We start from the raw sequence: 24334 nt of genomic DNA on the forward strand, positions 1-24334 counted from the left end.
CGCCGCCAGCTCCATCACAAAGTCATGCCATCCGGGCCGAACAGATGGCAGCGCTCGGGATCGATATGGATGCTGACCGTTTCGCCGGCGCGGATGCTCTGTTGATCTTCCAGCGCGACCGTCAGTGCCTGGCCGCCATGCAGCGTGACGTAGAGGATCGTCTGGCCGCCGAGGTGCTCGACGAGATCGACGCGTGCGCTACCGAGCCCTACGCCGCGATCGCCGACGTTCAAATGTTCCGGGCGCGCGCCAAGCGTCACGGGCTGTCCGGGCTGGAGACCACCGAGCCGGCGCGGCAGGCGTACGGTTTGGCCGGCGAGATCGATGACGGCGGAGCCGTCGTCAGAGGCGACGATCTTCGCATCGAGGAAGTTCATTTTCGGCGAGCCGATGAAGCCGGCGACGAACTTGTTCTTCGGCCTGTTGTAAAGGTCGAGCGGCGCGCCGACCTGCTCGATCTTGCCGCCATTGAGCACGACGATCTTGTCGGCCATGGTCATGGCTTCGGTCTGGTCGTGGGTGACATAGATCATCGTGTTGCCGAGCCGCTGGTGCAGGCGGGCAATCTCGACGCGCATCTGCACCCGCAGTTCGGCATCGAGATTTGAAAGCGGCTCGTCGAAGAGGAAGATGTTGGGCTCGCGCACGATGGCGCGGCCGATGGCGACACGCTGGCGCTGGCCACCGGAAAGCTGCTTCGGCTTGCGCTGCAGCAGCTGCTTGATCTGCAGGATCTCGGCCGCTTTTTCGACGCGCGGCTGGATCTCGTGCTTCTTCATGCCGGCGGTTTCGAGACCGAAGGCGAGGTTCTTGTAGACACTCATATGCGGATAGAGCGCATAGGACTGGAAGACCATGGCGATGCCGCGTTTGGAGGCGGGGACATCGTTCATGCGGCTGCCGTCGAGATAGAGCCCGCCGCCGGAAATCGGCTCCAGCCCGGCGATCATGCGCAGGAGCGTGGACTTGCCGCAGCCGGATGGGCCGACGAAAACGGTGAACTCTCCCGGTTCGATTTCCAGATCGATCCCGTGAACCACCTGAAGCTCGCCATAGCGCTTGATAACCTTCTGCAGCGATACGCTTGTCGCCATGGGTGCTTCCTCCTTATTGGTCCTGATGGCTCGCGGGGCGATGTTCACGACGGCCTCCAGCTCGTGTATTTCTTGGCTTCGGGTCCGACAGGAAAGCGGACTTCGGTGCGGGTTTCCGACGATTCGTAGAATGCCGTGACCAGCTCCAGCGCCTGGCGGGCATCGACTGTGGTCACCGGCAGGGGCCCGCCCGACAACAGCGCGTCGTGGAACAGCCTCATCTGCGTGTTGAAACGGTTGGGGATCGGCGACCAGTCGGCGAGCAGCGCATCGATCTTCGCGCCGATGTCGTCATTGGCGGGAATGATCTTCCATGGATCCTGGCCGGGGCTGTAGGGCTCGTGGTTGCTTTCGATCAGGACGTTTTCGAAGGCGAGCCGCAGGCGGCTGATCTGCTCCTGCGAGCCGAGGGTGGCACTGATGGTGGCGAGCGCGCCGTTTTCCATCAGCAGGCTGGCGCTGGCGCAGTCCTCCACCTCTATATCGTTGACGCGGGTGGCGACGCGGCCGAAGAGGCCCGCGATCGGCCCCATCAGATAGGTGAGCATATCGTGCAGATGGATGGAGTGCGTCATCAGAACGCCGCCGAGTTCGGTATCCCACTTGCCGCGCCAGGGAACCGCGTAATAGTCAGCGCCGCGCACCCAATGGGTCTCCGACGTCGCGACATAGGGTTTGCCGGCGATGCCTGAAGCTATGATGCGCTTGGCCTTCTGGATGCCGTCGCCATAGCGATACTGGAAGATCGGCATCAGCCGGCCTTTGGCGGTCTTTTCGGCCGCGATGACGGCGTCGACATCGGCGAGCGAGCCGACGAGCGGCTTTTCGCAAACCACGTGCTTGCCGGCCGATAGCGCCTGCATGATCAGCTGGAAATGCGAGCCGGGCGGCGTGCAGATGTCGATGATGTCGATATCGGGCATGTTGAGGACTTCGGAGAAATCCTTGAGGCGTCTCGCGATGCCGAATTCATCGCCGACGGCGTTCAGACGTTCCTCGTTGAGATCGCAGAGGACGGCGACCTCGAAACGGTCCGGATGCGGCAGATAGCCTTCGACGATGTGCGAGCGGCCGATGCCGAGGCCGATGATCGCGACTTTCTTGATGTCGGACATGACGCAATTACCTCTGAGCGTTCTTGAGCGATGTAGCCTCGGCAAGCGCCTGCGCCTTCAGCGCCAGCTCCATGGCCTTGAAGCAATGCTCCTGGCCCATGGCCGTTTCGGTGCGATCCCTTATGTCGGCCACAAGCTGGCGGCCATAGGGCAACTCCACTCCGCTGCAATCGATATGCTGCATGCCCTTGCGGTCGGTCAGGAAGAGGTGATCGGTGCCGGGCCGGCCGGCAACGTCGATATATTTGCGCAGCTCGATCGTGCCTTCGGTGCCCAGAATGAAGAGACGACCGTCGCCCCAGGTGGAAAGACCGTCCGGCGTGAACCAGTCGACGCGGACATAGCCGGTGACGTCAGGCGTCCTCACATGGAAATCGCCATAATCCTGCAGGCCCGGCGTTTCCGGATTGGCGCGATTGGACACTGTGGCTGACAAGACCTCTGCTTCCAGCGAGTCGGCGAAGAACAGGAACTGCTCGCACTGATGCGAGGCGATGTCGGCGATGATGCCGCCATAGCGCTTGCGGTCGAAGAACCAGTCCGGCCGGGTCGGCTTGCGCAGTCGGTGCGGACCGAGGCCCGTGGTGTGAATGACCTTGCCGATGGCGCCGGCTTTCACCAGCTCGCCGGCCTTGACTGTCGATGCCGTCTCAAAATGCTCGGAATAGAGAATGGAGACGATGCGCTTGGTCTCGGCTTGTACCTTTTTGACGTCTGCCAGCTGATCCAGCGTCACCATGCCGGGCTTGTCGAGCATCACGTCCTTGCCATGGCGCATGGCTTCGATGGCAAGGCCGGCGCGCTCACTGGAAATCGCGGCGCTGACGATCAGTGCAATCGAGCTGTCCTCCAGGATCTCGCGCTTGTCGGCGACACGCTTGGCCTGCGGAAATCGCTCGGCGAAGACTTTCGCAAGATCGTCCTCCACCGCATGGAAGGCGACGAGTTCGGCGCCGGCCCGCAGCATGACGTTGACCTGCCCGTAGATGTGATCGTGATTGAGGCCGATGGCGGCGAAGCGCAGCGCGCTCATGCGACATTTCCTTTCGTGGGTTTGTGGGTTCGCGGCCCCAAATCTTGGGTATTCGGGACCACGGGGTTCGTAATCAGCGTTTGAGGCCGGCGGTCGCGATGCCGTCGATCAGCAGCCTCTGGAAGAAGAGGAAGATCAGGAAGACCGGGATCAGCGACAGGCTCGACATGGCGAACAGGCTGCTCCAGTCGGAACTTCCGGTGGAGTCGACGAAGGAGCGCAGGCCGAGCTGCACCGTGTAGGTGTTGATATCCGATAGATAAATCAGCGGCCCGAAGAAATCATCCCAGGTCCAGATGAAGGAGAAGATGGCGGCGGTTGCCAGAACGGGAAGCGACAGGGGCAGCATGATGCGCCAGTAGATGCGCCAAGGGCTGCAGCCGTCCATCATCGCGGCCTCATCCAGCTCGCGCGGAATGCCGCGGAAGAACTGCACCATCAGGAAGATGAAGAAGGCGTCGACCGCGAGGAATTTCGGCACGACGAGCGGCAGCATGGTCTTCACCCAGCCGAGCTTCAGGAAGAGGATGTATTGCGGGATCAGTGTGACGTGGTAGGGCAGCATCAGCGTGCCCAGCATCAGGGCGAACCAGAAATTCTTGCCCCAGAAATTCAGCCGCGCGAAGGCGTAGGCCGCCAGCGAGCAGGATATGACGTTGCCGAGGACCGAGAGCACGGCGATGACGGCCGAATTCCAGACGAATTTGCCGAAGGTGACCTGGCCGCCGAACCAGCCGCGGGCATAGGAGCTGAAATCGAATTGCGAGGGGATCAGCGATGCCGTGCCGAAGATCTCGTTCTGGTCCTTGATCGAGCCTGAGAGCATCCACAGCAGCGGATAGAGCATCACGATCGACGCGGCGACGAGAGCGACGTGGATGAGGATGGAGAAGAACCACGGGCGCTCGCGCGGCGGCTTCATGTCCTCGGCAAAATGGGTGAGCTTCGCGTCAGTCATCGTAGTGGACCCAATAGCGAGCGGAGAGGAAGGAGAAGGTGGTGAAGATCGCGATGATGATCACCAGGATCCAGGCCAGCGCCGAGGCATAGCCCATGCGGAAATAGCCGAAGGCTTCCTGGTAGAGATAGAGCGTATAGAACAGCGTCGAATCGATCGGCCCGCCGGTGCCGGAGGAAATGACGTAGGCCGGCGTGAAGGCCTTGAAGGCGTCGATCGTCTGGACCACGGCGTTGAAGAAGATCACGGGCGTCAAAAGCGGCAGGGTGATCTTGAAGAAGATCCGCGCCTTGGAGGCGCCGTCTAGGCTGGCGGCCTCGTAGAGATCCGTCGGGATTTGCCTGAGGCCGGCCAGGAAGATGATCATCGGCGATCCGAACTGCCATATGGCCAGGATGACGAGCGTATAGAGCGAATAGTCGGGATTGGAGATCCAGCTCGGCCCGTTGATGCCGAAGGCGTACCAAAGCAGGGTATTGACGATGCCGTCGGCATCGAAGATCTGCCGCCAGAGCACCGCAATCGCGACGCTGGAGCCGAGCAGCGACGGCAGGTAGAAGATGGCGCGATAGACCGGCAGGCCCTTGATGCCGCGGTTGAGCAGCAGCGCCACCAGCAGCGCGAAGGCAAGTTTCAGCGGCACGGAACAGACGACATAGAACAGCGTCACCTTCATCGACGACAGGAACTTGTCGTCGGCCGTCGCGATCCGCACGTAGTTCTCGATGCCGACGAGGTTAGGCGACTGCAGCAGATTGTAGTCAGTGAAGGAGAGATAGAGCGAGGCGATCGCCGGGCCGAGGGTCAGTCCGAAGAAGCCGATGAACCACGGCAGAAGGAAGAGATAGCCGGGTGCGTTGCGCGCGAATGCGCTCGGCGCCTTATAGGCGGTTTCCACGCGCAACGGCGCGCGCGCGCCGACGGCCAGGCCGCCGGCAACGCTCTTGCTGTTTGTACCCACGGTGTCAGCCTCGCGTAATGTTTGCTGCTGCCTGTTCGGTGAACTTCGTGCCAGCGTCCTGTGCGCTGGTTTTGCCGAAGGCCACCTCCTCGGCGATCTTCTTCAGCAGGAATGCATTCTCGCCGGCGCCGTTCGGCGGGGATGGTGGCAGCGCTCCGACATGCGGTGTCAGCCGGCCGATATAATCAACCACCTGTTTGCTGACAGGATCCAGATCCGGCGTCAGGAGATCGCGGATCTTTTTTGAAGGCGGAACGCCGCGCTCGACTCCGAGTGCCTTGGTGCCTTCCGGGTCTTCGACCAGGTAGTTGACGAAGGCGACGGCGGCATCCTTGTTCGGGGATGTTGCCGAAACCGACATCAGCATCGACGGCTTCAGATACTGACCGGGCTTGCTGTCCGCACCCGCGACCGGATAGGAGACGATATCGAGCTTTTCCTTGTTCAGGCCTTGAATGGCCACGAACTGGTTGGAATGGGCGAAGCTCATCGCTGCCTTTTTGGTGACAAGCATATCGGTTTCGAGTGTCTGCTGATCGAGCGCCTGCACGTCGGCCGGAACGCAGGCGCCGATCTTGCGCATATGGCCCCACAGATCGAACCATTCGGTAGCGTCCTTGGCTTCGAAGGCGAGCTTGCCGTCCGTCGTATAGAGCGCCTTGCCGCGCTGGCGTAGCCAGCATTCTAGCGCCGGCTCCCCGCCGCTCGCGTCGGCCGTGCCGTAGAAACCGCGACGCTTCTTGGCGGCGGTTACCTTGGCGCAGGCATCGCCGACCTGTTCCCACGTCATGGCGTCATGTGGCGGTTCGACACCAGCTTCGGCCCAGGCGGCCGTGTTGAGGACGACCATGAAGGAATTCACGCCGAGGCTGACGCCGTAGATCTTGTTGTCGACCTTGCCGGAATCGATGTTGGCGGGGCCGAAATCCTCGATCTTCAGGCTCTTGCCTAGATAAGGCGTCATGTCGAGCAGCGCGCCCCGGCGGGCATATTCGAAGATGTAGCGATAATCCATCTGGATGAGGTCGGGCGCATTGCCGCCCCCGGTCTGCGTGGCGAGGCGCGTCCAATAGCTGTCCCAGCCGAAGGATTCGCCGGCGATGGTTATATCCGGGTTCTTGGCCTGATAGGCCTTTACCGCTGCAAATGTCCGGTCGCTGCGCTCCTTTGACCCCCACCAAAGAAGGCGCATCGCGGTTGCCGCATTGGCGCGGGAAAGTCCGATGCTGCTGAAAGCAAGTGTGGCTGCCATTCCGGCAAGCAACTGCCGGCGGTCGATCGTCAACGTCATCCTGGTCTCCTCCCCAGCGAACCGATGATTTACGAACTGCTTTGCATGATATAACTATTTGGTTACAAGTTGGATAGAAACGCGACCGCTGTCAAGCGCCAATCGTGCGGCAATCAAAACGATGCATGCCGGAACCGGCAGCATCCGTCGCTAATGCTACCGTTCGGAAGGAGATCGTCCATGGCGGTCAGGGCGAGACAAGAGACTGAAAATAAAGCACAAGCGGATGCCGGCAAGACCATGGACAAGCGGTCAACGAAGGCCTCACGCAATCCGCAGCGCACCCAGGAAACGATCCTGGACGCGGCGACGGAGGAATTTGCTGCGCATGGTTTCGGCGGCGCCCGGGTGGATGCGATCGCAGCGCGGGCACAGACCAACAAGCGGATGCTCTATCACTATTTCGGCGACAAGGAGGGGCTCTATCTCGCCGTGCTGGAGGCGAGCTATGCAACAATCCGCAATGCCGAAAAGCAGCTGGATCTGGCGCATCGTCATCCGGAGGAGGGGATGCGGGAGCTGGCCTTGTTCACCTGGCGGCATTTCCTAGCGCATCCTGAGTTTTTGAGCCTGCTTGCCACCGAAAACCTGCATCACGCGCATTATCTGCAGCGCTCCGATAGAATCTCGGCCATGCATTCGCATCTGATCGACGAGCTTTCCGATGTGCTGCGTCGCGGGGAGGCACTCGGCATTTTCCGGCCGGCAGTCGATCCGATATCCGTTTATCTCACGATCGCGGCGCTCGGTTTCTTCTATCTGTCGAACCGCCATACGCTGTCGACGATTTTTGCACGCAAGCTGACGGCGCCGGATGCGCTCAATGCCTGGGGCGAGCATATCGTTGCCGTCACGCTTGCTTCGATCCGGGTGTAACGCCGTGCAGTGCAGCGGTTTCGAGAAATTTTCAAAAGGTAATTGACAAGGCTGGAGGTAACGCGCGATCTTGTAACTATATGGTTACATTGCTTGGAAGACCAAGCATTTGCTTTTCCTGATTCTGGAGGGAATCGGGCATGGAGGAAAATCATGAAGTCTGTCGTACCGACACGATCTATCCCCTGCCATAGGGCGATGCGATTGGCTAACGGTAAACTGCTTCTGCAATGAACTGAATAGCCCCTCACCCCAGCCCTCTCCCCGTTGAAACGGGGAGAGGGCTGGGGTGAGGGGCCACGCATATTGGTGCCCTATGCAAATAGACGTGCCTGACCATAAGAGGAGCCGACCAGCATCATGACCGATCCATTGAAAATCAGGCTTGTCGAGGCCGAGACATTCGAGCGCCCGGTCAAGCTGCGGCTTCCCTTCCGTTTCGGCTCGGCGACTTTGCGGGAGGCGCGACAGATTTTTCTGCGGGTGCGCATCGAGGATGCGCAGGGACGGTCGGCGGAGGGCATGGCAGCCGAGCTGATGGTGCCGAAATGGTTCGACAAATCGCCCGACCTTTCCAATGCCGACAATGAAAACCAGCTGCGCCGGTCGCTGGCTCTGGCGCTCGATGCGCTGCGAAGTACCGGGTCGGGAACGGCATTCGGCCTGCACGCCGCCGTCGAGGCCTCGCATCACGCCCGGGCGGTGGCGGAGAAGCTGAACGGCCTTGTTGCCTCCTTCGGCCTCGCGCTTGCCAACCGGGCCATTCTCGATTCGCTCTGCCGGCTGGAAGGGCTGACGGTCGCGCAAGCGATCAAGGCGAACCGTCCCGGCATCGATGCTTCCACGACGCGCGATCTCACAGGTTTCGATCTCTCCGGTTTCCTCTCGACCTTGCAGCCATCCGCAAGCCTTGCTGCCCGCCATACTGTCGGCCTGGTCGATGCCATCGTATCAGCCGATATTCCGGCAAGCGAGCGGCTGAACGACGGCCTGCCGGAGAGTTTCGAAGAGGCGATCGACGCCTATGGCCTGTCCTTCTTCAAGGTCAAGGTTTCCGGCGCCCCGGATGCTGATATCGACCGCCTTTGCCGCGTCGCTGCCGTCATCGATGCCAAGGTGCCCAATTACTCGGTGACGCTCGACGGCAACGAGCAATTTTCATCCGCCGAGGCGGTCGCCGATCTGCTTGGCCGCGTGAAGGAGGAGCCGAGGCTTGCGCGTTTCGCTTCTTCGATCCTGTTTGTCGAGCAGCCGATCGCCCGCGCCCATGCCTTCGAGAAGCCTGTGAAGGCGCTCGCCGCCTTCAAACCGGTAGAGATCGACGAATCCGATGCCGATATCGAGGCCTTCGTCACGGCGAGAGGGCTCGGCTATACCGGCATATCCTCGAAATCCTGCAAGGGTTTCTATCGCTCGCTATTGAACCGCGCCCGCGTCGCCAAATGGAGCGCCGAGGGCGGTATTCCCTATTTCATGTCGGCGGAGGATCTGACGACACAGGGCGGCCTTGCCGTGCAGCAGGATCTGGCGCTGGCTTCCCTCATCGGCATGACGCATATCGAGCGCAACGGTCACCACTACGTCGACGGCATGGCCGGTGCGCCGGAGGCGGAGCAGGCCGCTTTCGCCGAGACCCATTCCGATCTCTACCGCGTCAGCAATGGCCGCACACGATTGCGGATTGAGGCAGGGCAGCTTGCGATCGGCTCCGTTATCGGTGCTATCGGTCTCGGTTCGTCGGTCGCGCCGGACTGGACGGCGATGGAGAGATTATCGGTATAGGTTCTGGTCAGCGCAGGAAGAGTTGCGCCCAATATCCTGCCGTGCATGGCCCCTCACCCTAGCCCTCTCCCCGCTCGCGGGGAGAGGGGACGACGGAGAAAAAATCGAGCCAACGACCCAGATCAGCGCCGATTGGTGGAATAGCCCCCTCTCCCCGCGAGCGGGGAGAGGGTCGGGGTGAGGGGCTTTGCCGAAGTAAATTCCGGTCGGCGAGGCCTTACATCGTCATTAGCAGACTCTGGAGGAAGAGACATGCAGTCGTCATCGAGGAAACGTTACGCTCTGGTTGGCACGGGAAACCGTGGTGCGACCATGTGGGGCAAGGATCTTGTGGAGCGCTGGAGCAACGAGGTCGAGCTCGTCGCGGTGTGTGATCTCAACGCCACGCGTGCGAAGCGGGCGCTGGAGTATATCGGGGCGTCGGTGCCCATCTATACCGACTTCGACGAACTGTTGCGGACGGAAAAGCCGGATCTCGTTATCGTCTGCACCCGCGATTCCACCCATGACGATCTCATCGTCAAGGCGATGGAAGCCGGCGCCGATGTCATCAGCGAAAAGCCGATGACGACCACCGTCGACAAGATCAAGCGCATCCTCAATGCCGAGGCGCGCACCGGCAAACGGCTGGATATCTCCTTCAACTATCGTTTCGCACCCACGGCGGCGAAGATCAAGGAGCTGATCAATTCGGGCGTCATCGGCGATGTCACCTCTGTCGACTTCCATTGGTATCTCGACACCAGCCATGGTGCCGATTACTTCCGCCGCTGGCATGCTTACGTCGAAAATTCCGGCAGCCTCTTCGTTCATAAGGCGACTCATCATTTCGACCTTTTGAACTGGTATCTGGATTCCGATCCGGAAACGGTCGCCGCCTTTGCCGATCTCAAGCATTACGGCCGCAAGGGTCCGTTCCGCGGCGAGCGCTGTCGAAGCTGTCGGTACAAGGACGAGTGCGACTATTATCTCGACATCAGCGAGACGCCGCTGCTCGAAAGCCTCTATGAGGATCCGTCGACCGTCGACGGCTATGTGCGCGATGCCTGCGTCTTCCGCGAGGATATCGACATCCCCGATACGATGGTTGCCTCCATCCGCTATCGCAACGGCATCAACGTCTCTTATTCCCTGAATACCTATATGCCGATCGAAGGGCATCACATTGCCTTCAACGGTCACAAGGGGCGTATCGAGCTCCGGCAACATGAGAAGCAGAACTGGACGACACCGCCGGCTGATGAAATCGTCGTGATGAAGAATTTCGGCGATGTCGAGCGCATATGGGTGCCGCATTCGTCCGGCGGCCACTATGGCGGCGACGACCGGCTGCGTAACATGCTCCTACGCTCCGGTCCGAACGACGAGCTCAGGCAGCGCGCCGGCTCGCGGGCAGGAGCGATGTCGGTCCTCTGTGGCATTGCCGCGCTGCAGAGCAGTCGCACAGGCCAGCAGGTATCGGTTGCCGATATCTGGGGCGAGGATGGCGGTCTCAATCTGCTGGAGCCGCGGCCTTAGGGTTGCGGCTACAGTTGATGGAAACCACGCTGCGATCAGCTGCAGTTGGGGAGCTGCTGCGCGTAAAGTCTCGTCATGCCGTTGAAGCGCCTGGCTCCTGCGAGAGCTGTCGAATTGCCGCGCCACGATCCCTGCAGGTAGCCCTTGGGACCTGAGTAATAAGCGAGGTAGAGATCGTAGGAATTGTTCAGGGCGATGCCGGTCTGCAGATGCGTCTGGTAGTGATACCAGCCGACAAAGTCGATTGCGTCGGCGAAATTGGTGCGGCTTGCCGTCCAGTTGCCGGTTTCGCGCTTGTATTTATCCCAGGTGCCGTCGAGCGCTTGCGAGTAGCCGTAGGCCGTCGTCGGGCGCTTCCAGGGAATGAAGCCGAGCAAATAGCGCCGCGGCGGACGGGCGCGAGGCCGGAAGCCGGATTCGGTATAGATCGTCGCCATCAGGATCGGCACCGGCACGCCGTATTTGCGTTCCGTGCGTTCGGCAGCTCGCTGCCAGTTGTTGAACCAGCCATCGCGCTGGTCGAAGATCGCGCAGATGTTGCGGGTGCGCGACGGTGCGGTGGCACAGCCTGCCAGCACGGCGAGCAGCATTACGGCCAGAATGGATAGGACGCGGGTACGCATTACTAGAACCTCTTCATTGCTGCGCCGTGCGTCTTTCAGTGGCACGAGATACGCAGCAACAACCTGCCAGCGCATGATCTTTTCCAAAAGTTCGAGACCGAGCTTTTGGCGGACCCACGCTTATGAGATTGCTAGCGCGGAATGATTAAAAACGGGTTGTTTGCCTGTGCCGAAATGGGGCGATTTCGGGGTGTTTTCATGGTTTTGATGCGCCGCGTCACGCCATCAGCGCCATATCCTCGCGGCGGATTTCATAGAGCAGCGGCTTGCCCTCGATAAAGCGGATGGCTTCGTCCACCGCCATCTCACCAAGGCGTGTCCGTTCTAGCCCGACGGCACCGGCAATATGCGGTGTCAGGAAGACGTTCGGCAGTTCATAAAACGCCGACGTCGCCTCCGGAATTTCCGGATCGGTGACGTCGATAATTGCGTCGATCCGCCCGGTCTTCAGCACAGCGATCAGGGCGGCTTCGTCGACCAGCGCGCCGCGTGCCGTATTGATGAACGTCGCTCCATCCTTCATCAGCGACAGGCGGCGGGCGTCGATCATATGGCGTGTGGCGGGCAGCGAGGGCGCGTGCAGCGAGACGATGTCGGCCGACGCCATCAGCGCGTTCAGCTCGGCCTTTTCGACGCCGAGACGTGCCGCTTCGGCCGTATCGACCATCGGGTCATAGAGCAGGATACGGTAGTCGAAAGGAGCAAGCAGCTCGATCACCCGCCGGCCGATCCGCGAGGCGCCGATGATGCCGATGGTGCGGCCGTAGTTGCCGATGGCCTCGGCGTGCATTGGTATCGTTCGATTGCGGTTGCGATCGGTAGTATAGAGATCACGAAACTGAAAGACTTTCTTGCCGGCAAAGATGATGGCGGCCAGCGTGAATTCGGCGACCGGAAGGGCATTAGCCTGGGCGGCGTGGCTGACGAGAATGCCGCGATCGAAGAGGCTGTCGCCGAGCAGGCCTTTCACTGTGCCGGCAGCGTGGACCACCAGCTTCAGATGCGGCGCTTGCGCCAGTGCGGCGGCATCGATCGCCGGCGAACCCCAGCCGGTGATCAGGATTTCGGTTTCCGCGAGCAACTTGGCTGCATGCTCATCGTCGAAGCTTTGCATCGGTGCGGTATCAAGCACGCGGCCGATGGTATCGAGACGCCGGATGAGTGCTTCCGGCAGAACATGCTGCGTGCGCGACGGCTGCATAGCAAAGGCGATGGCCGGGTGGCTGGAGAGGGATTGCGTCATGGCAGGCGACCCGGTGCCTTGATGGCGCTGACCGTGATGCCCTTGTTGTTGATGAGGGCATACAGCGCATCAATATCGGGCTTTGCGGGCGGCCTGTTCCAGGCGTGATCGATGGCAGTTGGGTCTTTCTCCGCAAGCACGGCGGAGACGAGAATGGTTTCGCCCACGGGAATGGTGCCCCGCAGCTGTGGCACGAGGGTTTTTGCGACGATGAGGTTGGTATTCGGCGGCGCCTTCTGCGCTATGCCTTCGCGCGTGATCGTCGAGCCGAGGTCGAGAATGCCGCTGAAATCCTCTTCGCCGATGGCGTAGGCAGAACCTTTTGCGGATGAGAGCGTGTCGGCCTCCAAATCGCGTCTTGCGATGGCAAAGCCGCCTTCGGCCGTCTGCAGCGGCCGTGGCGTGCTGATCCTGTGCAGGCGGATGTGCCAGGGCGAGGCCGGCATCAGCCAGGTCTCCACCGTCACATCCGGATAGGGAGACCATTTGGCATAGAGCGTATCGCCGGCAAGTTTCGCCTCTTCATTTGTTTCGCGCACGCGGTAGTGCAGACCGTCATCGCTGAAGGCGAGCATGCTGTCGAAGGCGCCGCCGGTAAAGATGCGTTCATCGCTTTCGACGCTGAAGCCGTAGCGTGCGGAATAGGCAAATTTCGAATATTTCTCCGCGCCGAAGCGCATCTGCTGGTTTTCCTGGCCGGAGGAGAGTGCCACGACATCATCCCTACTGCGCAGCAAAACCATGCCGGGATGCTTTTGCGGGATGATAGCCGGCTCATTTTCCGGCGGCTTTTCTTCGGCGGTCCAGAATGGATGCGTTTCAGGCAGCGCCAGGGGCAGGAAGGCCTTGAAGGCCCAATAGGGCGAGCCGGCGGAATTATAGTTCTCCGACATCAGCAGATTGGGATAGGCAAAGCCGATCGGCAGGGTGCCGTCGCGATGGGCGATCGGCTTGTCGGCCCACCAGCGCAGGTGCCGGAGGCACAGGCCCTTGATTTCACTCCATGACAGCGCCTCGACATCGGCAAAGGCGAGTGCCGACCAGAAGCCGGCGCAGGCGAAGCGATAGGTCAGGCTGCGGCCGAACGGGATCGCGGCGCCATCGGGCGCGAACCAATGGCGGAAATCCCTGGCGAAGAGCGCTGCACGCTCGCGGTAGCGCTCGGCGCGATCATCATCCACCAGCTTGGAATAGATCAGCCCGTAAAAATGCATGGCGAAGGGAATGTAGTGATCGATGCGGCGGACATTGCCGTCGCGATACCAGCCGTCAGCGATGTAAAAGCCATCCAGCTCGCTCAGATAGGTTTCGGTCAGGCTGCGGTCGAAGGTGGCGCCGAGCCGATCGAGCGCGATATCGACGAAGATGCGGAAGAACTTCCAGTTGTTGTCGGCATAGTCGAAGGTACGGGCATGCTTGAGATAGGTGATCAGATTGTCGCGGGCGCGTTGATCGAGCGGCTCCCAGATCTTTTCCGGCACAAGGGCCAGCGCGAAGCCGAGGGCAGCCAGCTCGACCATGCGCTGGTCGCGGCCGTTGACCGTGCCCCAATATTCCGGATGTTGCGGGTCGACGCCATTGGCGAGGCCTTCGGCATAGCGGTTCCAATGGCCGAAATCGCCATCACCAGCGCCGAGCGGAGCCAGGCCCCAGAGCGGCCGGGCGAAACCTTCGAGATCGGCCGCTGCTCGATCGAAATGTGCGCCGGCAGCATCGATGCGAACGCGGGCATTACCCTCGGAAAAATAGGGTAGCAGCGGATCGAACAGATCGGTGAGCGCGCGGCGCATGTCCGGGAGGGTCTTCAGTGGGTTGCCGGCAAGCGGATTGGAGCTGGCGGGGTCATAGATCATCGGTTCGGCTTTCTCGATCGTTTCCGCGGTGGATTGAATTTCAGGTTTCGGGTGGCAACGTGCCGCCGGCGATCGGCTGGACGCCGTGGCAGATGTGGCGGGCCGGCGCATCGCGGTCGCGGAAGCGTGCGATCATCAGGCCGATCGCTTCGCGACCGAGAGCTGCGCGGTCGACGCGCATGGTTGCCAGCCGAGGATTGGTCATCAGGGCGCAGGGAAGATCATCGAAGCCGACGATGGCGAAATCCTCTGGCACCCGCAGGCCGGCTTCAATGACGGCGTCGAGCACGCCGACGGCGATGAAATCGTTCATGCAGAAGGCGGCGGTATAGCCTTTGTCTGCCGCAAGGATCTCGGCGGTCTTGTCGTGGGCTTCCTGACTGGAGCTGCCCCTGAAATTCATCGGCACGATGCGGCCTTCAGCGCCTTCCATCGAAGCGATCGCCGCCTCGAAGCCGCGGATGCGCTCGCGGATCGTCTGTCGGTGTGAGCCGGTCAGGTGCAGAATGCCGCGGTGGCCAGCATCGAGCAGGCGCCGGGTGGCGTTGTAGGCGCCGAAGAAATTCGAGGGCGAAACGCCGTCGAAGCGCAGCTTCGGATCGGTGCCGTTGACGAGCACGGTCGGCGTGCCGCTGGCTTCGAGCCACCGGCAGAGCTCTTCCGAGGGGTCGATGCCGACGAGGAAGAGGCCCTCGGCGCCGGCGGTCTGCAGATATTCCCTCACCAGTTCCGGTTCCGTCCTTGCCTCGCGGATGAGGCGGATATCGAAGCGCATCCCGCGCTCGGCAGCGCCTGCCCGAAGGCCCTCGAGAATGCCTTCATAAAAGACGCTCAAACCGCCGGTGACGCTGTCACTGGCGATCAATGCCAGGCCGCCGGCCGCCGTCTCGGTTGCGGTCTTCAGCGGATAGCCGAGATCACTCGCCACCTTGAAGATGTGCTGGCGGATCGTCTCGCTGATGCCGGGTTCATTGGTGAGGACCCGTGACACCGTCGAGACGGAGACGCCGGCGGCAGCGGCGATGTCGGCCTGCCTGATGCGTTTGGAGCGAATATCGTTCATGTCGCAAACGCTATGCAAAATTATGCAAATTTGCAATAGAAAGATTTTTTATTGCACAGTGCAATGAAGTTGCATATCGTCACGCTGACTTGTCCGCTGAAGGCGTCGGGGAGATCGCCGCGGATGGCAACGCAAGAGAAGGAGGAATCTCATGCGCATGAATCGTCGTTCTTTCATGATCGGAGCCACTGGGACCGCGGCCGGCATTGCCTTCGGGGGAGGTGCAATGCCCGCCTTTGCCGATGCGACGCAACTCCGGGCGATGTGGTGGGGCTCGCCCGATCGCGGCAAGCGTACCGTCGCGGTTGCCGAACTGTTTCACAGCAAGAATCCTGATTTGTCCGTCATCGGCGAGAGCATCAGCGGCGACGGCTACTGGGCCAAGCTCGCCACGGGAATGGCCAGCCAGAACATCGCGGACGTTTTCCAGCTCGAGCCGAGCACGATCTCGGATTATTCGAAACGCGGCGCCTGCATGCCGCTCGACCAGTTTGTGCCCTCGACGCTGAATATCGACAGCTTCGGCAAGGACGTGTTGAAGCTGACCACGGTCGACAACAAGCTTTATGGCGTCGGCCTCGGGCTGAATTCTTTCGCGATGTTCTATGACGAGGACATGTTCAAGAAGACCGGCCTGACGCCGCCCGGTCCGACGACGACATGGGCCGAATATGCCGATCTCGTGGTGGAAATGACCAAGGCTGCCGGTAAGCGTGGATATTGGGGCGGGCCGTATGGAGCGCGCTACAATTACGTGCTCGACGTCTGGCTGCGCCAGCGCGGCAAAAGCCTCTTCACCGAAGAGGGTGGACTCGGCTTCGGCGTCGACGACGCCAAGGAATGGTACAACTACTGGGAAGAGCTGCGCAAACGCGGCGGCACGGTTTCCGCCGACGTCCAGACGCTCGACCAGAACGTCATCGAGAGCAACTGCCTGGCGCTCGGCAAATCTGCGATCGGCATGGCCTATTCCAACCAGCTCGTCGGTTACCAGCTTGTCGTCAAGAGCAAGCTCGCCGTCACCATGCTGCCGCGCGAAAAGAAGGGTGGCCCGTCCGGCCATTATTATCGCCCGGCGCTGATCTGGAGTGTCGGCGCCACCAGCAAGAACGGCGAAGCGGCGGCGAAATTCATCAATTTCTTCGTCAATGATCTCGATGCCGGCAAGATCCTCGGTGTCGAGCGCGGCGTGCCGATGTCGCCTGCCGTTCGGGCCGCCATCCTGCCGACACTCAATCCGGTGGAACAGCAGACGGTGCACTATATCGAGCTGTTGAAGGATCAGGTGGGCACCTATCCCGTGCCGGCGCCGCTCGGCTCCCAGGAATTCGACGTGAACGTCGCCCGCCCCGTCGCCGACCAACTCGCCTTCGGCAAGATCACGGTCGCTGAGGCGGCGAAGCGACTGGTGGAGGAGGGCGCGACAAAGTTGAAGCGGAAGGGTTGATTGATAGTTGGCTATGTGGATGACGGTCAGGCTAGTTCGGTTTTGCCTTGATTGGTGCCTCACCCGTCACCCCAACCCTCTCCCCGCAAGCGGGCGAGGGGGTACCGTGCCTGACTTAGCTTCAGTCGCCTTGACGATCGGCGGTTTCTCGATCGTCCCTTCCCCTCGCTTGCGGGGAGGAGGCTAGGATGAGGGGCCAGGCACAACGGTTCCACAGACTTGAACGTGCCTGGCAATCAGCCTCGAAAGACGCCTACTTCCCATCCCAGGGCTTCAGTGCATCCTGCTTCATCCGGCGCTGTTCTTCCGGCGGCAGCTTGTAATCGCCCTTGTAGGGTGCGCTTTCGAACGAGCCATAGGTCGGGTTGGCGATGGCGATCCAGTCGTGGCCGAAATGCGCCTTGTTGGCTTCGAAGACCTTCTGGCGATCCTCGACGGTCCCCTTGTAGTCGTCGGTAAAGTCGCCGAAATTGTCGCCGAACATCAGGAGAATGCGATAGTTCTTGGCAATGAAGGCGCGGCGCGTGCCCTTGGCCGAACCCCAGTCCGGCTGCTCTTTGGCGCTCAGGAACGTGTCGACATTGTCGCCCATCGGAAAACCGAAGCGCTTCATTTCCTCGACGGTCGGTCCTTCCTCATCGGCGGTGCGGTTGGTGACGTAGAAGACCTTCACGCCCTTCGAAGCCGCGTATTGGGTAAATTCCACCGCGCCGGGAATAGGCTTGTCCTGCTGAGCATTCACATATTGCGTCCAGGTATCCGGCTTGAAGCTGGTGCCTGCTGTGATGTTACGCGCCTGATAGGGCGAGGTGTTAAGAATGGTGTCGTCGACATCGAGGATGATGGCGGGTGGAAAGTCCTGGAAATTGCTTGTTTGCTCGACCGGAGCTGCGGTCCAGTTCTTGTCGGCCAGCGCTTCATCGAGCCTGATACGGCCGAGCGCATAGGCACCAAGCGCGTTGGCCTGCGCCTCGACCGATGTCTGGTCCCAAAGAACGGCATTGAGATTGTCGTCTGGCAATGGTGCCGGCAGATCGGCACTGAGAGCCGGCAGGGCGGCGGCAAGGCCAATGGCGGTGATGAGCGTCCTGCGCCTAGAATATCCGTTTCTCACGCTGTTCTCCTTATGCAGAAATCCATGAAATATATCAATGGGTTCTGATGTGCGTCGACATCATGATCCGGATAAGGATAGTTCGTGCTCGCGGGAAATGTGTCAAGTCGGTGACAGTCATCGCAGCATTATTTTTGCGAAACTTTCGTCCCGACGAAAAATGCCGGAGCTCTTTCGAGCCCCGGCACCCATTTCGCGTCATGTACCCGACTTATTTCTTCGCGTCGGCCCAGCTCTTGACCAGCTCGTCGTAATTGACGGTGACCGGCTTTTCCTTTTCGCTGGCGACCTTCAGCTGTGGAGCGAGATGACCGTTCTTCACGGCATCGGCGTTCCAATAGGTAAGATCGTGTTCTTCGGCGAGCTTCGGGCCGATATCGCCCTGAACGCCTGCGCGTTCGATGCGCTGCATCACCTTTTCCTGATCGGCGCAGAGCGCATCCATAGCTCCTTGAGCATCCTTGGCACCCGATGCGGCATCGCCGATCGCCTGCCACCAGAGCTGCGCGAGCTTCGGATAGTCAGGGACGTTGGTGCCGGTCGGCGACCACTGCACGCGGGCCGGCGAACGGTAGAATTCGATCAGGCCGCCGAGTTCCGGCGCACGCTTGGTGAAGCTCTTGTCACGGATGGTGGATTCGCGGATGAAGGTGAGGCCGACATGGCTCTTCTTCACGTCCACCGTCTTCGAGGTGACGAACTGCGCATAGAGCCATGCGGCCTTGGCGCGATCGACAGGAGTCGATTTCATCAGCGTCCAGGAGCCGACGTCCTGGTAGCCGAGCTTCATGCCGTCCTTCCAGTAGACGCCATGCGGAGACGGTGCCATGCGCCACTTCGGCGTGCCATCCGAATTCATGACCGGCAGGCCGGGCTTAACCATATCGGCGGTGAAGGCCGTGTACCAGAAGATCTGCTGGGCGATATTGCCCTGCGACGGAACCGGGCCGGATTCCGAGAAGGTCATGCCCTGCGCTTCCGCCGGAGCATAGGCCTTCAACCAATCGAGATATTTCTGGATCGAATAGACGGCGGCCGGTCCGTTGGTGTCGCCGCCACGCGCGACGCAGGAGCCGACAGGACGGGAGTTGGCATCGACCTTGATGCCCCATTCATCGACCGGCAGGCCGTTCGGCAGGCCCTTGTCGCCGTTGCCGGCCATGGAAAGCCAGGCGTCGGTGAAGCGCCAGCCGAGCGACGGGTCCTTCTTGCCATAGTCCATATGGCCGAAGACCTTCTTGCCATCGACATCGCGACCGGTGAAGAACTGGGCGATATCTTCATAGGCCGACCAGTTGACCGGCACGCCGAGCTCGTAGCCGTACTTGGCCTTGAAATCGGCCTTGTTCTTCGGGTCGTTGAACCAGTCGTAACGGAACCAGTAGAGGTTGGCGAACTGTTGGTCGGGAAGCTGATAAAGCTTCTTGTCCGGAGCAGTCGTAAAGCTGGTGCCGATGAAATCGGCGATATCGAGGCCCGGATTGGTGACGTCCTTGCCCTCTCCTGCCATCCAGTCGGTCAGGTTGCGCACCTGCTTGTAGCGCCAATGCGTGCCGATCAGGTCGGAATCGTTGACCCAGCCGTCATAGAGGTTCTGGCCGGTCTGCATCTGCGTCTGGATCTTCTCGACAACGTCGCCTTCCTGGATGACGTCGTGGGTGACCTTGATGCCTGTTATGGCGGTGAAGGCCGGCGCGAGAACCTGCGATTCATACTGATGGGTCGTCAGCGTTTCCGACACGACCTTGATTTCCATGCCTTGGAAAGGCTTGGCCGCATCGATGAACCATTGCATTTCCTTTTCCTGGTCGGCGCGCGAGAGCGTCGAGAGATCGCCGATCTCCTTGTCCAGGAATGTCTTGGCTTCGTTCATGCCGGCGTTGGCTGTGCCGGCCAGGGCCAGCAAGGCAACTGCCGTTGTCGTCAAGAGATGCCGTCGCATATATTCCTCCCTACAGGTTGCGAGTGCATTGTCAGCCAGCCGGATTTCCGGCCATCTGTATCGATTTGCCTTACTGCTCCGTATGACCGGATGGGCAACGGAGCGGTAACGGGTTGAATTTCCGCGTCAGACCAGACGGAAGACACCGACGGCGTAGACCACGGAAAGAGCAAGAGCCCACCAAAGGCTGGGGCCTCCCAGGCCCAGCCAGGCGAGATGGATGAAGGCGGCGCCGAGCAGCGAAATGAACAGCCGGTCGCCGCGCGTCGTTTCGAAGCGCAGAATGCCGAGGCGCGGATTGCCGCCGGGCGAAAAATATTCCCATACCGCCATGCCGATCAAAAGCAGCAGGATCGTCGCGAAGAACAGCGCCGTCGGCAGGGTCCAGGCCATCCAGGAAAAGTCTGTGTTCATGGCGGTTTTCCTTTAGACGCGGCCGAGCGCGAAGCCCTTGGCGATGTAGTTGCGGACGAAATAGATGACGAGCGCGCCGGGGATCAGCGTCAGCACGCCGGCGGCGGCAAGCAGGCCCCAATCCATGCCAGCGGCGGAGACCGTGCGCGTCATGATAGCGGCGATCGGCTTGGCGTCGGTTGTCGTCAACGTGCGGGCGATCAGCAGTTCCACCCAAGAGAACATGAAGCAGAAGAACGCGGCGACGCCGATGCCGCTTGCGATCAGGGGAATGAAGATCTTGATGAAGAAGCGCGGGAACGAATAGCCGTCGATATAAGCGGTTTCGTCGATCTCCTTCGGCACGCCGGACATGAAGCCTTCAAGAATCCAGACCGCCAGCGGCACGTTGAACAGGCAATGCGCCAGAGCCACGGCAATGTGGGTATCGATCAGGCCGAAGGCCGAATAAAGCTGAAAGAAGGGCAGGGCGAAAACCGCCGGCGGCGCCATTCGATTGGTCAGCAGCCAGAAGAACACGTGCTTGTCGCCGAGGAAGCGGTAGCGCGAGAAGGCGTAAGCGGCGGGAAGGGCGCAGGCAACCGAGATCACCATGTTCATGACGACATAGGTGATGGAGTTGATATAGCCCTTGTACCAGGACGGATCGGTGAAGATGATCGCATAATTGCGCAGCGTCGGCTGGTGCGGATAGAGGGTCAGGCCACCAATGATTTCCTCATTGGTCTTGAAGCTCATATTGACGAGCCAATAGATCGGCAGCAGCAGGAAGACGATGTAGAGCGTCGGCACAAGCCAGGACCACCGGCCTTTTTCGCCGGGACGGCGGACAACCTGCGCGCCCGTCGCGATGACGGTATTTGCGGCGGCATCCGACGCTGCCATCTTGTGCATCGCGGCGTCATCGGCCGTGGTGGAGAAGGGTTTGCCGCTCATCGGCTTTCTCCCGCATCGTAATTGGTCATGACGGTGTAGAAGACCCAGGACAGCAGGAGCACGATCAGGAAGTAGATCAGCGACATGGCTGCTGCCGGGCCGAGGTCGAACTGGCCGAGCGCCACCTTCACGAGATCGATCGATAGGAAGGTCGTGGAATTGCCGGGGCCGCCGCCTGTTACGACGAAGGGTTCGGTATAGATCATGAAGCTATCCATGAAGCGCAGCAGCACGGCGATCAGCAGGACGCGGTTCATCTTCGGCAGCTGGATGTAGCGGAAGACGGACCAGCGCGAGGCGCCGTCGATCTTGGCGGCCTGGTAGAAGGCGTCGGGAATGGAGGCGAGGCCGGCATAGCAGAGCAGCACGACGAGGCTCGTCCAATGCCAGACGTCCATGATGATGATCGTCGCCCAGGCGTCTGCCGGATCGGAGACATAGTTGTAGTCGATACCGAGATTGACCAGCACATAGCCCATCAAGCCAATATCGCTGCGGCCGAAGACCTGCCAGATCGTGCCGACGACGTTCCAGGGGATCAGCAGCGGCAAGGCCATCAGCACGAGGCAGACGGGAACGCCGATGCCTTTTTTCGGCATGTTAAGCGCGATGAAGATGCCGAGCGGCACCTCGATCGCCAGGATGACGAAGGAGAAGATCAGGTTGCGGATCATCGAATCCCAGAAACGTCCGGAATGGAGGATCTCTTCAAACCATTGCGTGCCCGCCCAGAAGAAGACGTTGTTGCCGAACGTGTCCTGCACCGAATAGTTCACGACCGTCATCAGCGGGATGACGGCGGAAAAGCCGACCAGCAGCAGAACGGGAATGAGCATGAACCAGGCTTTGTTGTTCCAGGTCTTGTCCATCGTCAGGCTCCCATCTCGACGCGCCAGGAGTCGGCGTAAATATTGATGCCGGCCGGATCGAATGCGATATGCGGCTCGGCCGGCACCGTCTGGTCCTCGCCGATGACGGCGACGATATCCTGGCCGTCGAGCTTGGCGCGGACCACCTTGCGGCGGCCGAGATCCTCGACCTTGGTGACGGTGGCGGGCATGCCGTCGCGGCCGATGCGGACGAATTCGGGGCGGATGCCGAGCTCGGAACGGCCGAACCGCTTCTCTTTAGGCGCGCCGGGCAGCGTGATCGTGCGGTTGCCGATGCGCGCGCTGCTGCCTTCGATTTCGACGGGCATGACATTCATGCCGGGCGAGCCGATGAAATAGCCGACGAAGGTATGGCGCGGACGCTCGAACAGGTCGTTCGGCGTGCCGATCTGCACCACTTCGCCATTGTACATGACCACGACCTTGTCGGCGAAGGTCAGCGCTTCCGTCTGGTCGTGGGTGACATAGACCATGGTGAAGCCGAAGCGGCGGTGTAGTTGCTTCAGCTGCGAGCGCAGCACCCATTTCATGTGCGGGTCGATGACGGTCAGCGGCTCGTCGAAGAGGATGGCGTTGACGTCGGAGCGCACGAGACCGCGGCCGAGCGAGATCTTCTGCTTGGCGTCGGCGGTCAGACCGCGGGCCTTGCGGTGGGCGCTGTCGGAAAGGCCGATCATCTCGATGATTTCATCGACCTTGCGCTTCACTTCGGCCTCCGGAACATGCCGGTTGCGCAGTGGGAAGGCGAGATTGTCGTAGACGGTCATTGTGTCGTAAACGACCGGGAACTGGAAAACCTGCGCTATGTTGCGCTCCTGGGTCGACAGCCGGGTCACGTCCTTGCCGTCGAAGAGAATGCGGCCTTCGGAAGCCTGTACCAGACCGGAAACGATGTTGAGAAGCGTGGTCTTGCCGCAGCCCGAAGGGCCGAGCAGAGCGTAGGCGCTGCCGTCTTCCCAGCTGTGATTGACTTCCTTCAGCGCATAGTCGGCGTCGGATTTCGGGTGGTCGTTATAGGCGTGCCGGATGTGGTCGAGATCGATGCGGGCCATAGTCCCTCCTCAGGCGGCTTGTTGCAGGGTGGGAGTGACAGCGGCGCCATCGGTGTCGAAGACCATGATGTGGCGCGGGTCGATATAGACGTCGATCGCATCGTCGACATCGATATCCTGCACGCCCTGGGTCAGCATCACCCAGCGCTGACCGGCAAAATCGATATGGATGAAGCTCTCCGAGCCGGTGATCTCGGTCACCATCACCCGTGCCGGGGCAGCGACCGCCTCCGGCGTTTGCGGCGCAAGCGCCAGATGATGCGGCTGGAAGGCGATCGTGTAGCGGCCATCCGGCCGGTCTTCCAAACCCCTCGGTACAGGCAGGCGGATGTTGCTGTCGAGTACGAATTCCCGACCGCGCTTGTCGAGCGTCATCGTGTTCAGCGGCGGATCGGCAAAAGTGGTCGCGGTAATCAGGTCGCGAGGATTGCGGAAGACATCGATCGTCGATCCGAATTGCGTGATGCGGCCTTCTGCCAGGGTCGCGGTGTTACCTCCCAGAAGCAGCGCTTCGGAAGGTTCGGTGGTCGCATAGACGAAAATCGCGCCGGATTCAGCGAAGATCTTCGGCAATTCGGCGCGCAGTTCCTCGCGCAGCTTGTAGTCGAGATTGGCGAGCGGCTCGTCGAGCAGCACGAGGCCAGCATTCTTGACGATGGCGCGGGCAAGGGCCGTACGCTGTTGCTGGCCGCCGGAAAGGCTCAAGGGGAGGCGATCAAGGAAGGGACCAAGCCGCAAAAGATCGGCTGCCTTTTTTACTTCCTTGTCAATGGACGCCGCGCTTTTGCCGCTCAGCCGCATCGGCGAGGCGATATTGTCGTAGACGGTCATCGCGGGATAGTTGATGAATTGCTGGTAGACCATGGCAACGTTGCGGCGCTGCACCGGCAGGCCGGTGACATCCTTCCCATCGACATGGATTGTGCCCGTGGTCGGCTTGTCGAGCCCGGCCATCAGCCGCATCAGCGAGGTTTTGCCCGAAAGCGTCGGTCCGAGCAGCACATTCAGCGTGCCGCGCTGCAGCGTCAGGTTCGTTTCCGCGATATGCGTTTCGCCACTGACCGACTTCGACACGTTTCTGAGTTCAAGCACGATAGGCTCCTTCTACACGTCGCATGCCGGAGCCGCG

21 protein-coding genes are annotated in these 24334 nt (G+C 60.8%); 4 read left to right on the forward strand and 17 right to left on the reverse strand.

Translation table 11 applies throughout. The annotated features are described in order from the left end of the window. Positions 1-14 precede the first annotated feature (14 nt). From FHT85_RS18200 to FHT85_RS18225, 6 genes are all read right to left on the reverse strand, one after another. The gene (locus tag FHT85_RS18200) at positions 15-1094 is read right to left on the reverse strand and encodes an ABC transporter ATP-binding protein (RefSeq protein ID WP_112412990.1); all 1080 of its coding nucleotides are present in this window, start codon (positions 1092-1094) and stop codon (positions 15-17) included. 44 nt (positions 1095-1138) lie between these two features. Continuing rightward, the gene (locus FHT85_RS18205) at positions 1139-2209 is read right to left on the reverse strand and encodes a Gfo/Idh/MocA family protein (protein WP_112412974.1); all 1071 of its coding nucleotides are present in this window, start codon (positions 2207-2209) and stop codon (positions 1139-1141) included. 7 nt (positions 2210-2216) lie between these two features. Then, entirely contained in the window at positions 2217-3242 is a 1026-nt protein-coding gene (locus tag FHT85_RS18210; protein WP_112412973.1) for a Gfo/Idh/MocA family protein, read from the reverse strand. Between the two features lie 73 nt (positions 3243-3315). After that, positions 3316-4200: a carbohydrate ABC transporter permease gene (locus FHT85_RS18215; protein WP_112336209.1), complete on the reverse strand. Its 885-nt coding sequence runs from the start codon at positions 4198-4200 to the stop codon at positions 3316-3318. Next, positions 4193-5128 (reverse strand): carbohydrate ABC transporter permease, encoded by a 936-nt coding sequence (locus FHT85_RS18220; protein ID WP_405048005.1) that lies wholly within the window; start codon positions 5126-5128, stop codon positions 4193-4195. Before FHT85_RS18220 ends, FHT85_RS18215 begins: the two co-directional genes overlap by 8 nt. Positions 5129-5165: 37 nt before the next feature. Next, the gene (locus tag FHT85_RS18225; RefSeq protein ID WP_112412972.1) at positions 5166-6452 is read right to left on the reverse strand and encodes an ABC transporter substrate-binding protein; all 1287 of its coding nucleotides are present in this window, start codon (positions 6450-6452) and stop codon (positions 5166-5168) included. 180 nt (positions 6453-6632) lie between these two features. Here FHT85_RS18225 and FHT85_RS18230 point away from each other — a divergent pair, with 180 nt between their 5' ends. From FHT85_RS18230 to FHT85_RS18240, 3 genes are all read left to right on the forward strand, one after another. Next, complete coding sequence (locus FHT85_RS18230) at positions 6633-7328, forward strand: TetR/AcrR family transcriptional regulator (RefSeq protein ID WP_112412971.1); 696 nt, start codon at positions 6633-6635, stop codon at positions 7326-7328. A 360-nt stretch (positions 7329-7688) separates the two neighbouring features. Continuing rightward, positions 7689-9110: a mandelate racemase gene (locus tag FHT85_RS18235; RefSeq protein WP_112412970.1), complete on the forward strand. Its 1422-nt coding sequence runs from the start codon at positions 7689-7691 to the stop codon at positions 9108-9110. Positions 9111-9362: 252 nt separating this feature from the next. Next, positions 9363-10628: a Gfo/Idh/MocA family protein gene (locus FHT85_RS18240; RefSeq protein WP_112412969.1), complete on the forward strand. Its 1266-nt coding sequence runs from the start codon at positions 9363-9365 to the stop codon at positions 10626-10628. 35 nt (positions 10629-10663) lie between these two features. Here FHT85_RS18240 and FHT85_RS18245 read toward each other — a convergent pair whose 3' ends face one another. From FHT85_RS18245 to FHT85_RS18260, 4 genes are all read right to left on the reverse strand, one after another. Continuing rightward, complete coding sequence (locus tag FHT85_RS18245; protein WP_112336493.1) at positions 10664-11251, reverse strand: transglycosylase SLT domain-containing protein; 588 nt, start codon at positions 11249-11251, stop codon at positions 10664-10666. Positions 11252-11468: 217 nt separating this feature from the next. Next, a complete protein-coding gene (locus FHT85_RS18250; RefSeq protein WP_112412968.1) occupies positions 11469-12494 on the reverse strand; it encodes a hydroxyacid dehydrogenase in 1026 nt (341 codons plus the stop codon). Further along, the gene (locus FHT85_RS18255; protein WP_112412967.1) at positions 12491-14347 is read right to left on the reverse strand and encodes a DUF2264 domain-containing protein; all 1857 of its coding nucleotides are present in this window, start codon (positions 14345-14347) and stop codon (positions 12491-12493) included. Before FHT85_RS18255 ends, FHT85_RS18250 begins: the two co-directional genes overlap by 4 nt. Before the next feature lie 40 nt (positions 14348-14387). Beyond that, the gene (locus tag FHT85_RS18260; protein WP_112412966.1) at positions 14388-15410 is read right to left on the reverse strand and encodes a LacI family DNA-binding transcriptional regulator; all 1023 of its coding nucleotides are present in this window, start codon (positions 15408-15410) and stop codon (positions 14388-14390) included. A gap of 151 nt (positions 15411-15561) precedes the next feature. Here FHT85_RS18260 and FHT85_RS18265 point away from each other — a divergent pair, with 151 nt between their 5' ends. Beyond that, positions 15562-16857, forward strand: coding sequence for an ABC transporter substrate-binding protein (locus FHT85_RS18265; protein WP_112412965.1), 1296 nt, complete (start codon positions 15562-15564; stop codon positions 16855-16857). 253 nt (positions 16858-17110) lie between these two features. Here the strand turns inward: FHT85_RS18265 and FHT85_RS18270 are convergent, their stop codons facing one another. From FHT85_RS18270 to FHT85_RS18300, 7 genes are all read right to left on the reverse strand, one after another. After that, positions 17111-17971: a 5'-nucleotidase, lipoprotein e(P4) family gene (locus tag FHT85_RS18270; protein ID WP_112412964.1), complete on the reverse strand. Its 861-nt coding sequence runs from the start codon at positions 17969-17971 to the stop codon at positions 17111-17113. 211 nt (positions 17972-18182) lie between these two features. Further along, positions 18183-19913 carry an ABC transporter substrate-binding protein gene (locus FHT85_RS18275; protein ID WP_112412963.1) on the reverse strand — a complete coding sequence of 577 codons (1731 nt, stop codon included), beginning with the start codon at positions 19911-19913 and terminating at the stop codon, positions 18183-18185. A 126-nt stretch (positions 19914-20039) separates the two neighbouring features. Continuing rightward, positions 20040-20327, reverse strand: coding sequence for a DUF2160 domain-containing protein (locus tag FHT85_RS18280; RefSeq protein ID WP_112336221.1), 288 nt, complete (start codon positions 20325-20327; stop codon positions 20040-20042). 12 nt (positions 20328-20339) lie between these two features. Then, entirely contained in the window at positions 20340-21212 is an 873-nt protein-coding gene (locus FHT85_RS18285) for a carbohydrate ABC transporter permease (protein WP_405048004.1), read from the reverse strand. 47 nt (positions 21213-21259) lie between these two features. Further along, on the reverse strand, positions 21260-22132 hold the full coding sequence (locus tag FHT85_RS18290) for a carbohydrate ABC transporter permease (protein WP_112336223.1): 873 nt from the start codon (positions 22130-22132) through the stop codon (positions 21260-21262). 2 nt (positions 22133-22134) lie between these two features. Further along, positions 22135-23205, reverse strand: a complete 1071-nt coding sequence (locus FHT85_RS18295; RefSeq protein ID WP_112412962.1) for an ABC transporter ATP-binding protein — start codon at positions 23203-23205, stop codon at positions 22135-22137. A gap of 9 nt (positions 23206-23214) precedes the next feature. Continuing rightward, on the reverse strand, positions 23215-24297 hold the full coding sequence (locus FHT85_RS18300; RefSeq protein WP_112400747.1) for an ABC transporter ATP-binding protein: 1083 nt from the start codon (positions 24295-24297) through the stop codon (positions 23215-23217). Positions 24298-24334: the final 37 nt, after the last annotated feature.

This window comes from Rhizobium sp. BK312, from assembly GCF_014193605.1.
Classification (GTDB): Bacteria; Pseudomonadota; Alphaproteobacteria; order Rhizobiales; family Rhizobiaceae; genus Rhizobium.